Raw genomic sequence first — 14,185 nt, 5'->3', positions numbered from 1 at the left:
CTTGGGCTTCCTTCAGATTCCACCTCACGGTGGACACCCTTGCCGTCAGCTATATGCTTACCACTGTCAGGTCGCATTCGGGACTTGCACCCGTTAGAGTTCGCCCATGCTGGGCGAACGAAAAAAGACTCGCCATAAGCGAGCCTTTTAACGGGGGTAAAATAACTTATCCTTTTCGTCTTCCGGCAATTAATGAGAAGATAAAGATAAGAACAACAGCACCAATTAATGCTGGGAAGACATAAAATCCACCGACGTTCCATCCCCATTCTCCTAATAACGATGTACCTAACCATGAACCAATAAATCCGGCAACAATGTTACCAACGATTCCGAATGGTACGTCTCGTCCAACTATCATACCTGCGATAGCTCCTAAGACACCACCAACGATTAATGACCAAATAAGTGACATAAATTCCACTCTCCTATATAAATAATATTTGTAATGAACTATTACAATTATTAGTATAGACACAATTTGTTCAAAACTCAAAGAATATGCTTGTTATCCATATTTGGTTTCTTTTGTTAAGAATCTTTACTGGTCAATTCAAGCAATTGATCGCGTAATGTGGTTTCCATAGTCGTTAATTCATGTTCAGCTTCTTTACGTTTAATTCGTCCTTCTTTTTGAATCTCTAGGGTTTGTTGTAAAGTATCAATCAAATCAGTTTGTGTTTGCTGCAATGTTTCAAGGTCAATAATGCCTCGCTCATTTTCTCTAGCTGTCTCGATAGCAGAGGTCTTCAAAAGCTCTGAATTTTTCTTCAGTAAATCATTCGTGGTTTCAGAAACTTGTCGTTGAGCTTCAACCGCATCTTTTTGTCTGAGCAATGTAAGAGCGATCACAATTTGGTTTTTCCAAAGGGGGATAGCCGTATTGATAGAAGATTGAATTTTTTCTGACAAAGCTTGGTTCGTATTTTGGATCAAGCGGATCTGAGGAGCTTGTTGAATCGTCATTTGACGAGCCAATTTTAAATCATAGACTCTTTTTTCCAATCGATCAAGGAATTGATTCAAATCGTTCACTCGTTGAACATCCATTTGGTTGGTGCTGCTTTCTGCTTGTTCTACAGCTGCAGGTATCAATTGAGTTAACAATTCTTCAATTTTTACTTCGCCTGCTGCAATGTAAATATTCAATGCCTCAAAGTAATCTAAGTTTTTGACATAAAGTTGTTCCAACATGGAATTATCTCGTAACAACAAATCTTTTTCTTTGTCCAACTTTCCAGCTATTTTATCTACTTGCGCACCAATTTTTTGATACTTAGCGGTAACTTCATAAATAGAGCGATTGATTTTTCCAAACAATTTTTTGAAAATATTGTTATCTTCAGCTTTTAAATCATCAGGATTAGCTTCATTTAAGCGATACATCAATTCATTGAGGGTTTCTCCAATTTCACCTGTATCTTGGTTTTGAACATGATCCAGCATAGAATGAGAGAAGTCGCCTAATTTTTTTTGAGCAGCTGCTCCATAAGACATCACAGATTCAATATTCGTTTCATCAATCTGTCCGGCTAAGGAATAAGCTTGTTCTTGTCGTTCTTTGGGTAATTTATCTACTAACCGTTCACTTTTTTGCTCTTTTTGCAATTCTGTATCGATAGGATCAGCTGCTGCAGGCAGTGAAGGGTCTGCAAATGGATTTGCCAGTAAACTGTCCAGTTCTGCGTTAACATCTTTAATTGTTGTAGAAGGTTCATTTTGATTGGTATTCATCGGTTCTTTGTTTGTATCGACCATAGTGTCAACTCCTAAAATTATAGTTCCTCGTTAGTGATTTCATTTGTTGTATCATTATCTCTTGTAATGGTTTTCTTTGCAAGTTCGACCTCTAATTCAATATCATCAATGTCATCTGATTTAAAAGATACATAATCTTCGGCAATCAAGTTGCACATGCCATCAATTGTATTAGCACTTTCTTCCAGTACATCAAAGGTAGATTTGTGTTTCACTTCATGACTGTCTACTTCATTGTACTTAGTGGTCAAGTCTTTTAAAGAAGGAAGGTGTACGTACAAAAATTTATCCACGTCATGCAAACGATGAGGTTCTTGAGTAATTTCTTTAAATAACGCTTTTGCTAAATGGACAGTGTTATTGCGTCTTTCAATCGCCGTCAGCTTAGTAGATTGGCGCATGTTTTGTTCTAATTCCAAGATATTGATTTTTGCCGTCTGCATCGTTTCTCTAAAAAAATTCATTTCATCCTTGGATAAGCCTTGCGATCTGTAAAAAGCTTCTTTTTCAGGAGATAAACGTCTTAATTTTTGTACTTTAGTTCGTGAAGCTTTCTTGGGTTCTTTTTTTAAAAAAAGAAAACCGCCGATGACTAAACTGATTATTAAAGATGGCCAAAATCCAAAATCAAGCACTAACAACACTAAAAAAACAGCAATTGTTCCTGCAGTTGTAAATGTATACTTTAATATTTCGCCTAAACTTTTGATAAAATTATCCATATTTGTCCACCTCTTAAATAAATTTGAAAAAATTCGTAGTCTTTTCTGGTTAAGTATATTTTAGCATAAATGCTCCCTACAAATACATCCGACTTAAGAATGAATTGTTACTCTCAGTATAAAGTAAAATAAGGATTCTTTCGACTGATAGCTGTTTGGCTGCTTGTTTTTTTAAACATTCAACGGTATCATAGAACAAGACCTTGTCGAACGGAGGAAAGCGTCATGAAGTTTGAAGAAAAAACGTTGTCTAGTGAACAGATTTATAAAGGAAACCTAACAGAATATTTTGTAGAGTCCGTTGAATTGCCGAATGGGAAAACTTCTACCAGAGAAATCGTCAGACATCCTGGAGCCGTAGCAATTATGCCATTTACTCCCGATGGAAAAATGATTTTTGTAGAGCAGTTTCGTAAACCAATTGAAAAAACCATTATTGAGATCCCAGCTGGTAAAATCGATGATACAGACTCACATCCTCATGAAACAGGATTAAGAGAGTTAAAAGAGGAAACAGGGTATTATGCTCATGTTTTTGAACTAGTCAAAACTTTTTATACCACACCAGGTTTTACGGATGAAGTGATTCATTTGTATCGGGCTTCTGAGCTGGAAAAAACAGAAGAATTGGCTTTAGATGAAGATGAATTTTTAGAACTTAAAGAATTGTCTTTTGAAGAAGCATGGCAAGCTTATGAAGTTGGCCAAATAGTGGATGCAAAAACCATTATGGCGTTGCTTTATTGGAAAATCGAACGATTAGCCGCTGATTAAAAGGATGGTGGATATGGGAAACAGTTTGAGAGAACAAGAGAGAAAAAAACAACAAGCTGAATTAAAAAAGCAAAAACAATTCGCAAAAAAACGTGATAAAGCAGAAAAAAAATACCAAAAAGAACAAGAAAAACAAGGCTTTGCTACTAGAAGTCGAAAAGGCGAGAATGACAAAGTGAGAGAAGCCGGGAAAAAACTCAATCTAGCGATATTGATTGTGTCTGTATTGCTGGTCGTTGCGTTGTTGATTGTCTTTTTAGTGTAAAACAGTTAAACATCCATGGATAATTGCAAATAGAGAGATATGAGGAGAAATGAAATGAGAATTGGTATCATCGGAGCAATGGAAGAAGAAACGATTGCGTTGAAAAACAACTTAACAGAGCGAAACGATTGGGCGAAGGCAGGAGCGACATTTTCTTCTGGAAAAATGGCGGGCCATGATATTATATTAGTCCAATCAGGGATTGGAAAAGTCAATGCAGCAATAGCAACTACATTATTGATCAATGACTATCAAGCAGACGTTGTTTTTAATACAGGGTCAGCAGGAGCGGTAGATTCTAGTTTAGCCATAGGCGATGTAGTTATTTCTACTGAGCTGTCTTACCATGATGCTGATGCACGAGCATTTGGCTATGTTATGGGGCAAGTACCGCAAATGCCTGCTCGTTATCCAGCTGATGAACAGCTGATCAGCGTGATCGAAGCAGCTACTCAAAAAGTAGGGTTAAAATCAGTGAAAGGGCTTATTGTCACAAGCGACTCTTTCATTGCAGATAAAAAGACAATCCAACGTATCAAAACAGATTTCTCTGATGCTATGGTATCGGAAATGGAAGGGGCTGCTGTAGCACAAGTTTGTTACCAGTTTAAAACTCCATTTGTTATCGTGCGAGCTGTTTCAGATTCAGCTGATGATGAAGCAGGAATCAGTTTCGACAAATTTATTATTGAAGCTGGAAAAAAATCAGCTGAGATGGTGATGGAAGTTATTAAGCATCTATAGTCTAAAACATAGAAAAGTATTCATAAAGAGGTAAAAAAGCGGCCTTCAAAAATTAGATGTCACTCTAATTTTTGAAGGCCGCTTTTTTCACTTAGGGCAAAAGACTAAAGTTTCTTTTGAGCAATTTCATTATAGATCACAAAACCATTTTTGCGATAGGTTTCTTTGGCGATTTCGTTGGTTGCCCAATAATGCAATTCTACAAATGCAATATTTTTTTTGCGGGCATAATCATCCGCATATTGGAGCAATTCTTTACTTAATCCTTGTCCTTGATAATCCGGCAAAACAGCGATATGGCTGATGTATAAGCGCGTATAGCCGTAACGATAAACCGATTCTTTCATCTCTTGTTCTTCCAACCACAGATAAGCAGCAATCGGACCTTCTTCTTTTGCTTCATCAATCCAAAGAAATACTCTGGCTTTCGGATTTTGAAAAACTGTTTCAAAATGAAGCGCAATAGCTTCTTCGTCATAAGATTTGAAAAACTCCGGGTACATACTGCGGTGTTTTTCTTGCATAGTTTTTCCTAATTGACCCATTAATTTAGGGTCTTTTGTTTCTACTATTTGCACGTGTGATTCACTCCTGGTTCTGAATAAAAAATTAAGAGAAGAAACGTTTAAAAAACGATTTTTTCTGCTCAGTTTGTTGAGGCTCTTCTTTTTTAGGCAAAGGATACTTTTCGGCGACATCAATAATGGATTCATTTACGTCCGTAGGGGCAGCGAAAATCAATGCATAAGGACAAGTTTGAGCATATTCATTAGCGACTAGTGTGAACGGAATATCAGCTTGTTTACTGGCTTTAATGAAAGGCTCGAATGGCTTCATATCTAAATTACCATTCAGCAGTAAGCTGCCATCAGGATGACGTTGAAATTCAGTTGTAAAGGCCTTTAAACTATTGTTTAGAGAGAGTTGATCTAAAGTTGCTGTCAAATAAATTCTTTCTCGTAAACTGCCCAAAAATTCTTTCCGTTCTGAAAGCAATGTTTGTTTTGCACCGTATTGTCCTTTTTGTAAATAATCGTTTGGATCTTTATTGACCATATCAAAAACCCCTTATTCAAAAATAATTAGTCTCATCATTTATTCTATCACATATTCCAAAAGAAAAATAAGAAGGATGTCTTTTTTTGTTCAAGAGTTGATCTAGTCCATTCGAATTATGAAAAGATTATTGTGAAATGTCTATACCGAATTTATTAGAACTCGTTGCTCTTTTTTTATTTAGTCGAATTTTTTCAAATAAATCCGGTTAAAAATAGGGTTGAAACTTTACATGCAGTTTACTTGTAAAAAGTAAGTTCGTGGTGTATCATTAATTTTGTAGTAAAAAACAACCACTAATCGGAGGTAATGACAGATGGGAAAAAATGTTGGAGTCTTAGTAGGTAGTTTACGTAAAGATTCATTAAATAAGATAGTCGCAAAAAAATTGGCTGAGTTATTTCCAGCTGATTATCACTTAAGCTTTATTGAAATTGGTGATTTACCAGTCTACAATGAAGACCTAGAAGCAGATGCTCCAGAAAGTTATAACCGTTTCCGTAAAGAAATGAAAGAACAAGATGCTTATATCTTCATGACACCTGAATACAACCGAGGTATGCCAGCTTCATTGAAAAACGCTATTGACGTGGGTTCTCGTCCTTGGGGAGAAGGTGTATGGCCAGGCAAACCAGTTCTTGTGGGATCTGTTTCCCCGTCAGGTATCTCTGGTGCACTAGCTAACCATCAAGTTCGTCAATCATTAGTATTCGGTGACAGCCCAGTTATGGCCCAACCAGAACTTTACATTGATGCAACTAAAGCTATTGGTGAAGATGGACAAGTTGTAGAAGGAACTGTGGAATTCTTACAAAGTATTGCTGATGCATTTGTAGCTTTCATTGACAAAAACACTAAATAAATCATTTCATAAAATCACTAAACGGATGCAGAAAATCTCTAAAGGTTTTCTGTGTCTATTTTTATTCTCTACAGCAATGATAAAAAAGCCTGTTTTACAAAATCTTAATTCAAATGGACAAAAAGATCCTCATCCATTCGTTCCAGCGATACAATAATGGTAAAATAAGAACAAGTACTAAAGAGAGGTGTTTCACTAATATGCAGACAAAAGAAGAACCATACTTTACACAAACAACATTTTCGATTTTTTCAATTGAAGGCTTAGAAGAACGGATGAAGGAAATTAGAACACATATCCAGCCAACGTTTCAGTCGTTAGGAGAATTCATTTCCAAATCATTGATCGCACAATTGGGTGGGGCGGTACTACCAGTACATGTAGCGAAACATTTGCGTCGAACTAAATTTGCTCCTGAGAGCACTTGGGTCGGAATTGGCGGAGATGCCAGAGGATATAAGAAATACCCTCATTTCCAAATTGCTATTGACCGAAAAGCTGTTTACATATGGTTGGCGTTTATTGACAATCCGCAATTTGAAAATGAAATGGCATCTTCCTTTTTGAAATTCCCTGAGTCTATTGCACAACTTTCTAAAGATTACATTGTTTCCTTAGATCATACAAAAGATAAGGTGACAGTGATAGACGAGATGGATATTACTGCTGCGTTGACAAGATGGCAGAAAGTGAAAAAAGGGGAGTTCATGGTAGGAAGATATTTAAAAGAAGACGACCCGATTTTAGATACTGCCGACCAGACAGAACAGTTCATTTTGGACACGGTTCGTGACCTTGTTCCATTATATAAACAGGCTTATGCAGCTTATCCAAAGGAAACTGTATAGTAAAAAAAAGACTTCCATTACGGAAGTCTTTTTTTTACTGCTTATTCATTATGCGAAAAAACTAAATGCCATTCGCTGCGTTTTGCTAAAAAGTCGCAAGCTAATTGTTGTGCACCTTCAAGGGTGAGATGAGCTGCCCACCCGCATTGCTTTTCATTGCTAGCTGGAACTTCAACAGCTCCTAAGACATCTTTCATCGTTTGTTCCAAAACGTCTAAAATCTCATCAGAGTTTTCGTGAAGCTTTCAGCATTCATTTTCTTTGTCATGATTGATGCTCCTTTTGAAATAAAATCTTTTTCTATATAACAAGAATTGATCGGATTTGTAATGGAGGTTACTGAAATAGGGAGAACAAAAAAAGCTCCCGCATCCTAATAAATAAGATGGGAGAGCTTTTGAAATGACAACTTTTATTAACGAGAGTAGTACTCAACAATAAGAGTTTCGTCGATTTCAGCAATCAATTCTTCACGTAATGGAAGACGAGTTAATGAACCTTCTAATTTTTCTTCGTCAAAAGAAACGAATTCTGGACGACCAAATACTGATTCAACAGCAGCTTTGATGATTTCCATATTTTTAGATTTTTCACGAACAGAGATTACTTGTCCTGGTTGAACGCTGTATGATGGAATATCAACACGTTTACCATCAACAAGGATGTGACCGTGGTTTACTAATTGACGTGATTGACGACGAGTAGTAGCTAAACCTAAACGGAAAACAACATTGTCTAAACGTTGTTCTAAAAGGATCATGAAGTTATCCCCATGTTTACCTTCTTTGATTTTACCAGCTTTTAAGAAAAGGTTGAAGAATTGACGTTCATTTACACCGTACATGAAACGTAATTTTTGCTTTTCTTGTAATTGCATACCGTATTCAGATAATTTTCTACGGCTATTTGGACCGTGATCTCCTGGTGCGTAAGGGCGACGTTCGATTTCTTTTCCTGTACCAGTCAATGAGATTCCTAAACGACGTGATTTTTTCCAACTTGGACCTGTATAACGAGCCATTATAAAATTCCTCCAATAAATCAATTTTTTGGAGTAAAATAATTAAGTTAAAAGTTCAGTAATACGTGCAGTTCATTTTCAATCTTCACCTTTGCAGCCGCAGGTTACACAATTGTGCTGTTCTAAAGAAAACGAATCCCTTAGGCAATGAACTGTTGACGCGGTTACCACTTTTTTTGCTGCATTATTTTACACATCCATCATTATAGCCTAAATCAGATAGCAACGTCAACATTCTTTTCAAATTAACCCCTATTTAGTTTACTGCAACTGAAGTTTCCATTAAAATAGTTGCGAATTCTTCTAAGTATTTGCGATCAATTTCATCAAAACGATTTGTGATAGGCGCATCGATATCTAATACTCCAATCAATTCACCAGCTGTTGTTTGAAGTGGCACAACAACTTCCGATTGGCTAGCGGCATCACATGCAATATGACCAGGAAATTGGTTCACATCTTCTACTATGATAGAATTATTTTGCTCGAAGGCTGTCCCACAGACGCCTTTACCCAGTTGGAGGCGAATACAAGCTACTTTTCCTTGGAATGGTCCTAACACCAATTCTTGAGAAGATTCTTCAAACAAATAAAATCCAGACCAATTGATTTCAGGTAAAGATTCATACAGTAAAGCAGAAGCGTTACTTAAATTAGCAATCAAGTTTTTTTCTCCAGCTATTAGTGCACGGAGTTGGTTGTTCATTAATTGATATTTTTTTTCTTTTGACATGTTAAAGACCCAACTTTCCACTTAGAAATAAACGTAAAGATTATTTCAGAATTTTTTTATTTGTACTGTTAGAACATTTCCATTATGTTATACTAATTAATAGGTATTTTACTAGGAAAATCGGAAAAAATCCATCCCATTATACAAGAAATGATAAACGGACTATTAAAAAATGGAGTATTCATTTTCAAACGGAGGGCTTTACATGAATGTTGAAATTACCGTCATCGTTATCATCGTCTTAGCGATAGCTGCTTTTGTAGCCAGTTATACGATGAGAAAAAAACACTACCGAATCGTCGACGAGTTGGAAGGGCAAAAACTGCAATTATCTGATATGCCAATAGTGGATGACATACATATGATCAAAACACTGAATCTCACTGGACAGACAGAAAAAAAATTCCAAAAATGGAAAACAGTGTGGGAAGGAGTAGAAAAAGAATCTATCCCAGCAATCGAGAATCACTTGTTTGAAGCAGAACGCTTTATTGACAAATTACGATTTGGAAAAGCAAAAGACGCTGAGGAGCTAGCAGAAAGTAAGATAAAAGAAACTAAAGAAACACTGCTCCGTATTCAAGAAGCATTGAGCGAACTTGTGAGAGGCGAAGAAAAAAACCGTTTAGAGCTTGAAAAAGTAAAAGAAATGTATCAAAGCATTCGGAAGAAATTGCTCACACACAGTTTCAGCTTTGGACCAGCTCTAGAAAAAATGGAGCATAAATTAACCGTACTGGAAACTGATTTTGCTACTTTTTCTGAATATACTTCTCAAGGGGATCACATAGAGGCTAAAGAAGTATTGGAAGAAGTTCGGACTAAGACGAAAAACTTGAACACACTTGCTCAGGACATCCCGGCGTTATTAAAAGAGATCAATGGTGAATTTGTAGAGCAATTAAAAGAAATCAAAATCGGGTATCAGATGTTAATAGAAGAAGAATTTAAGTTTCCAGAAGATCGCATTTTAGAAAAAATTGCAGAAATCGAGACAGAGCGGTTGGCTGCTGAAAAATTAGCGGGAAACTTAGAGATAGAGGCAGCACAAGAAAAAATTCCCGTGATAGAAAACGAAATCGATCAGTTGTATGAAGTAATGGAATTTGAAATGGAAGCTAGTCAGTATGTAGCAGAGAATAAAGAAAAAATCGAGCAATTGATCACTTACTTGACACGCAAAAACAGTAAGCTGCTTATTGAGATCGATCGAGTTTCTCAAAGCTATAAACTGAATCACAATGAATTAAAACAAACACAAGATTTTAAAGACCAATTAGATGAACTGACAGAAACAGTGAATTATTATTTGGAAGCCTTGCAACAAAAAGACATTGTTTATTCTGAAGCCAAAGAAAGTTTCCACTCCAGTATTGAAAAATTGGAAACAATTGACAAAGGTCAAAATGATATTGCCCAACATTTAAAAGAACTGCGCAAAGAAGAAACAGAAGTGAAAGAAAGTATCGATGACTTTGAATTTAATATGCGTGCTATGAAGCGTTACATTGAAAAGCAACATCTTCCGGGTCTTCCGATTGATTACATGGATCTGTTTTTTGCGGTTACACAAAAAATTGAAAATCTGTCCATCGAGATCAATAAATTGAGAATCGATATGGACGAAATAAAGAAAATGGCAGACTTTATTGAGGATGACATCGAGCTATTGCTGGATAAGACAGAAGAAATCGTTGATACTGCATTATTGACAGAATACATGACGCAATACGCTAATCGGTATCGTCAAAGTACTCCTCAAATTGCTTCAGCTACTCAAAAGAGTTTTAAATTGTTCAATCAAGAGCACAATTACCGTGAGGCACTGGAAACTATCTCAACAGCATTAGAGGAAGTAGAACCAGGAGCGTATAAAAAAGTCGAAACAATGTATTTCAATGAAATCAAACCAAAAACCTAAAGGCATAAGAAGCTGAGAGAAAAATCTCAGCTTCTTATTTTTTGGAGCCTTTGATGAAAGAGTTATTTTTCATCCCGCTGTGATTGTGTCTAGATGTTGAAAACCGGAAATGAAATCTTGTACTTGCAGAAGATTTTGTTATAATAGGTAAAGAATTTTTCAACGAGTAAAAAAATAGTTGAAGTAGAAAGAATGTGGAAAAATGATTTATTTTGACAATAGCGCAACAACTCAAGTTGATGACAGCGTATTGGAAACTTTTATGAAAGTTAGCCAAAAAATGAATGGAAATCCTTCTAGCTTGCATCAATTAGGAGATATGGCAGATGGGTTGTTACAACAATCAAGAAAACAGGTCGCTTCTATTATGGGCGTTCAAGAATCGGAAATATTCTTTACGAGCAGCGGTACAGAAGGGGACAATTGGGCCATCAAGGGAACAGCGATCGAAAAAATGCGTTATGGAAAACACCTGATTACAACTACGATTGAACATCCGGCAGTGAAGGAAAGTATGCTTCAATTGGAACAATTAGGTTTTGAAGTGACTTATTTGCCCGTTAATGCAGAAGGAGTCATTTCCATTTCAGATGTAAAAGCGGCCATTCGTCCTGATACTATATTGGTGTCGATTATGGCGGTAAATAATGAAGTAGGCAGTATCCAGCCGATTGAAGAAGTAGGAGAAGTATTGAGAGATTATCCGACGATTCACTTTCATGTAGATGCTGTACAAGCAGTAGGCAAGGTGCCTCTCAATTTAAGCGCGACTTCACGTATTGATCTAGCTACATTTTCTGGACATAAATTTCATGGTTTAAAAGGCACAGGGTTCCTGTACATCAAACGCGGAAGAGTAATCGCTCCTCTACTGAGTGGCGGCGGACAAGAAAAAGGGCGCCGCAGCGGGACAGAAAATGTAGCTGGTATTGCAGCCATGGCTAGAGCCTTACGTCTATTATTTGATCAAAAAGAACAAAAAATAGCGCATCAAAAACACATCAGAGATTACTTGATGGATGAACTAGCGAACTATAGCAAAGTACACATTTTCTCTACCAAACAAGGTGCACCGCATATCGTTTGTTTCGCTTTAGGAGATATTCGTGGTGAAGTGAGTGTGCATGCATTTGAAAAAGAAGCTATTTTTATTTCGACTACGAGTGCTTGTTCGAGCCGCAGCAAAACCAGTTCCAGTACGTTAGCAGCGATGAATGTGCCTAGTAAAATCGCTACAGGAGCGGTTCGCGTGAGTTTAACAGATACCAGCACCTTAGAAGAGGCCAAACAATTTTTGAATTCATTTGCTAAATTGTACGAAAACTTTAAAGATATTAAATAAGAGATTGAGAGAGGAAGTAAGTCATGCAATACAATGAGGTGATGGTTCGTTACGGCGAATTGTCTACAAAAGGGAAAAATAAAAAAACGTTTATCAGTCGCTTGGCTCAAAATGTTAAAGCAGCTTTGCACGATTTTCCCGAAGTAAAAGTTCATGGAGAACGCGATCGCATGCATTTGGAATTGAAAGATGCCGATAGCGAGGAAGTATTGAAAAGATTGGAGCCTATATTTGGGATTCAAAATTATTCTCCTGTGATGAAGTTGGACAGAGACATGGAACAAGTGAAAAAAGTCGCTGTCGAAATGGTGAAAGAGCAGTATGTCCCAGGTAAAACATTTAAGATCGCTACTCGTCGATCAGACCACGAGTTTCCTTTGGATACTAACGACATCAATTTGATGTTGGGTGATGAAGTCATCGACCATATTGAAGGCATTCAAGTTCAAATGAAAAAACCGGATATTACGTTACGTGTTGAAGTGCGGCTAAACGGCATTTTCTTATCTTGCCAAACGATCCAAGGAGCAGGTGGCCTTCCAGTAGGAACAAGTGGTAAGGGGATGCTGATGTTATCTGGCGGAATCGATTCTCCAGTTGCTGGCTATTTGGCTATGAAACGGGGAGTTGAGGTGGAAGCTGTACATTTCCACAGTCCTCCATACACTAGTCCAAGAGCTTTGCAGAAAGCGAAAGACTTAACCTCTAAAATTGCTGCCTTTTCTGGAAATCTGCAATTTATTGAAGTGCCTTTTACTGAAATCCAAGAAGAGATCAAAAAGAATGTTCCTGAAGGGTACTTAATGACAGTGACGCGTCGTTTCATGATGCGCATCACAGATCGGATTCGTGAACAACGCAAAGGTTTGGCTATATTGAACGGAGAATCTTTAGGACAAGTGGCTTCTCAAACGATGCACAGTATGATTGCTATCAATGATGTGACGAATACTCCTGTATTGCGTCCAGTTGTCTCAATGGATAAAAATGAAATTATTGATATTGCTAAAAAAATCGATACGTTTGAATTGTCTATTCAACCATTTGAAGATTGCTGTACTATTTTTGCACCGCCAGCACCCAAAACTAAACCCGATCTGCAAAAAACAAGAGATTTTGAAGCTCGATTAGATGTAGAAGGATTGATCGAACGGGCGATGGATGGCTTAGTCATCTCTACGATCAGTGTGGGAGACACCTTGGAAGAGCAACAGCATGAAGCTTTTAGTGAATTACTATAGAGAAGAATAAAAGGCTGTCTCCAGCATTGAGTATGATTATTCGACGTTGGGACAGCTTTTTTTAGTAAAGCAAGTTCTGTATGCTGCAGAACCTATATTTTTCGCTAGCGTTTAACGCAAAAGAATTTTATAATGGGAATAGAGTGTAATTTAGAGGAGTGAAGTGTGTGCAAATCACAAGAAAAGGGACACCTTATCAATTAAATGGAAAGCAAACCAACGTGGGAGATAAAGCCCCAGATTTTTCAGTCAAAAATCTAACAGGTGACATGATCCAATTGCAAGACTTTACAGGGAAAGTAGTGTTAATCAGTGTCATCCCAGATATTGACACTCGCGTGTGTGCTCAACAAACAAGAGCCTTCAATGAAAAAGCAAGCAATATTGAAGGAGTTCAATTAGTAACCATTTCAAACAATACCAAAGAACAACAAGATAATTGGTGTGCAGGAGAAGGTATTGAAATGGAAATGCTTCATGATACGAACCTGATATTTGGTGATGCTTATGGTCTTTACATGCCGGAACTAGAAAAACTGGCGCGTTCAGTATTTGTGGTTGATGCTAATGGTGTGATTGTGTATCAAGAAATTGTTTCTGAAATGGTGGATGAGCCAGATTATGAAGCCGTGATCGAAGCTGCGAAATCTGCTCGATAAATCAGCAATACAAGAATTCCGTTATTGAATTTTGAAGTTTAACATGCTACTATAATACAGAATAAAGCGATGAACAAGAGGAGTAGTTTCAGGTTTCATTTGAAGAGAAAAGGGCGATTGGTGGAAGTCCTTAATGGAACTGAAATGAAGGTAGCTTGGGAGCTGTCGAAGTGAAAGAAGAGTAGCTTTGACCGGTCTAACGTGACGTTAAACACGTGAATGAAGTGGTCTGTTCTTGA

General features: G+C 37.2%; 16 protein-coding genes, 1 pseudogene and 1 other annotated feature (1 of these 18 cut by a window edge). Of the genes and pseudogenes, 9 read left to right on the top strand and 8 right to left on the bottom strand.

Annotation, left to right across the window (positions count from 1 at the left end; genetic code table 11):
- Positions 1-166 precede the first annotated feature (166 nt).
- The 3 genes from ACEN4I_RS11160 to ACEN4I_RS11150 form a co-directional block, all read right to left on the bottom strand.
- The gene (locus ACEN4I_RS11160; protein WP_407095519.1) at positions 167-415 is read right to left on the bottom strand and encodes a GlsB/YeaQ/YmgE family stress response membrane protein; all 249 of its coding nucleotides are present in this window, start codon (positions 413-415) and stop codon (positions 167-169) included.
- A gap of 116 nt (positions 416-531) precedes the next feature.
- Positions 532-1,758, bottom strand: coding sequence for a toxic anion resistance protein (locus ACEN4I_RS11155; RefSeq protein WP_407095518.1), 1,227 nt, complete (start codon positions 1,756-1,758; stop codon positions 532-534).
- 17 nt (positions 1,759-1,775) lie between these two features.
- On the bottom strand, positions 1,776-2,480 hold the full coding sequence (locus tag ACEN4I_RS11150; RefSeq protein WP_407095517.1) for a 5-bromo-4-chloroindolyl phosphate hydrolysis family protein: 705 nt from the start codon (positions 2,478-2,480) through the stop codon (positions 1,776-1,778).
- 225 nt (positions 2,481-2,705) lie between these two features.
- Between ACEN4I_RS11150 and ACEN4I_RS11145 the strand changes: the two genes are divergently transcribed.
- Genes ACEN4I_RS11145 through ACEN4I_RS11135 form a run of 3 tightly spaced genes read left to right on the top strand, consistent with a single transcriptional unit; the run spans position 2,706 to position 4,263 of the window.
- Positions 2,706-3,254: an NUDIX hydrolase gene (locus tag ACEN4I_RS11145; protein ID WP_407095516.1), complete on the top strand. Its 549-nt coding sequence runs from the start codon at positions 2,706-2,708 to the stop codon at positions 3,252-3,254.
- A 13-nt stretch (positions 3,255-3,267) separates the two neighbouring features.
- The gene (gene macP, locus ACEN4I_RS11140; RefSeq protein ID WP_407095515.1) at positions 3,268-3,519 is read left to right on the top strand and encodes a cell wall synthase accessory phosphoprotein MacP; all 252 of its coding nucleotides are present in this window, start codon (positions 3,268-3,270) and stop codon (positions 3,517-3,519) included.
- Positions 3,520-3,573: 54 nt separating this feature from the next.
- A complete protein-coding gene (locus tag ACEN4I_RS11135) occupies positions 3,574-4,263 on the top strand; it encodes a 5'-methylthioadenosine/adenosylhomocysteine nucleosidase (RefSeq protein ID WP_407102984.1) in 690 nt (229 codons plus the stop codon).
- A 104-nt stretch (positions 4,264-4,367) separates the two neighbouring features.
- Here the strand turns inward: ACEN4I_RS11135 and ACEN4I_RS11130 are convergent, their stop codons facing one another.
- Both ACEN4I_RS11130 and ACEN4I_RS11125 read right to left on the bottom strand, forming a co-directional pair.
- The gene (locus ACEN4I_RS11130) at positions 4,368-4,841 is read right to left on the bottom strand and encodes a GNAT family N-acetyltransferase (RefSeq protein ID WP_407095513.1); all 474 of its coding nucleotides are present in this window, start codon (positions 4,839-4,841) and stop codon (positions 4,368-4,370) included.
- 31 nt (positions 4,842-4,872) lie between these two features.
- On the bottom strand, positions 4,873-5,319 hold the full coding sequence (locus ACEN4I_RS11125) for a YueI family protein (protein WP_407095512.1): 447 nt from the start codon (positions 5,317-5,319) through the stop codon (positions 4,873-4,875).
- 316 nt (positions 5,320-5,635) lie between these two features.
- On the opposite strand from ACEN4I_RS11125, the gene ACEN4I_RS11120 reads away from it, so the two are divergent.
- Both ACEN4I_RS11120 and ACEN4I_RS11115 read left to right on the top strand, forming a co-directional pair.
- On the top strand, positions 5,636-6,181 hold the full coding sequence (locus tag ACEN4I_RS11120) for an NADPH-dependent FMN reductase (protein ID WP_407095511.1): 546 nt from the start codon (positions 5,636-5,638) through the stop codon (positions 6,179-6,181).
- A gap of 200 nt (positions 6,182-6,381) precedes the next feature.
- Positions 6,382-7,029, top strand: coding sequence for a DUF1054 family protein (locus ACEN4I_RS11115; RefSeq protein WP_407095510.1), 648 nt, complete (start codon positions 6,382-6,384; stop codon positions 7,027-7,029).
- Between the two features lie 41 nt (positions 7,030-7,070).
- Here ACEN4I_RS11115 and ACEN4I_RS11110 read toward each other — a convergent pair.
- From ACEN4I_RS11110 to ACEN4I_RS11100, 3 genes and pseudogenes are all read right to left on the bottom strand, one after another.
- A pseudogene (locus ACEN4I_RS11110) lies at positions 7,071-7,268 on the bottom strand (S-ribosylhomocysteine lyase); the annotation flags it as partial.
- A 176-nt stretch (positions 7,269-7,444) separates the two neighbouring features.
- Positions 7,445-8,050, bottom strand: a complete 606-nt coding sequence (gene rpsD / locus ACEN4I_RS11105; RefSeq protein WP_407095509.1) for a 30S ribosomal protein S4 — start codon at positions 8,048-8,050, stop codon at positions 7,445-7,447.
- A 256-nt stretch (positions 8,051-8,306) separates the two neighbouring features.
- On the bottom strand, positions 8,307-8,783 hold the full coding sequence (locus tag ACEN4I_RS11100) for a GAF domain-containing protein (protein ID WP_407102983.1): 477 nt from the start codon (positions 8,781-8,783) through the stop codon (positions 8,307-8,309).
- A 205-nt stretch (positions 8,784-8,988) separates the two neighbouring features.
- Here ACEN4I_RS11100 and ACEN4I_RS11095 point away from each other — a divergent pair, with 205 nt between their 5' ends.
- The 4 genes from ACEN4I_RS11095 (at position 8,989) to tpx (ending at position 13,946) form a co-directional block, all read left to right on the top strand.
- On the top strand, positions 8,989-10,704 hold the full coding sequence (locus ACEN4I_RS11095) for a septation ring formation regulator EzrA (protein WP_407102982.1): 1,716 nt from the start codon (positions 8,989-8,991) through the stop codon (positions 10,702-10,704).
- A gap of 202 nt (positions 10,705-10,906) precedes the next feature.
- A complete protein-coding gene (locus ACEN4I_RS11090; protein WP_407102981.1) occupies positions 10,907-12,046 on the top strand; it encodes a cysteine desulfurase family protein in 1,140 nt (379 codons plus the stop codon).
- Positions 12,047-12,069: 23 nt separating this feature from the next.
- The gene (gene thiI / locus ACEN4I_RS11085; RefSeq protein ID WP_407095505.1) at positions 12,070-13,287 is read left to right on the top strand and encodes a tRNA uracil 4-sulfurtransferase ThiI; all 1,218 of its coding nucleotides are present in this window, start codon (positions 12,070-12,072) and stop codon (positions 13,285-13,287) included.
- Positions 13,288-13,454: 167 nt separating this feature from the next.
- Positions 13,455-13,946, top strand: coding sequence for a thiol peroxidase (gene tpx / locus ACEN4I_RS11080; RefSeq protein ID WP_407095504.1), 492 nt, complete (start codon positions 13,455-13,457; stop codon positions 13,944-13,946).
- A gap of 60 nt (positions 13,947-14,006) precedes the next feature.
- Positions 14,007-14,185 (top strand) — a binding site (T-box leader) (it continues 54 nt past the right edge of the window).

This window comes from Desemzia sp. FAM 23990 (assembly GCF_045528485.1).
Taxonomy (GTDB): Bacteria; Bacillota; Bacilli; order Lactobacillales; family Carnobacteriaceae; genus Desemzia.
This window is presented reverse-complemented; position numbering and strand designations above follow the sequence as displayed.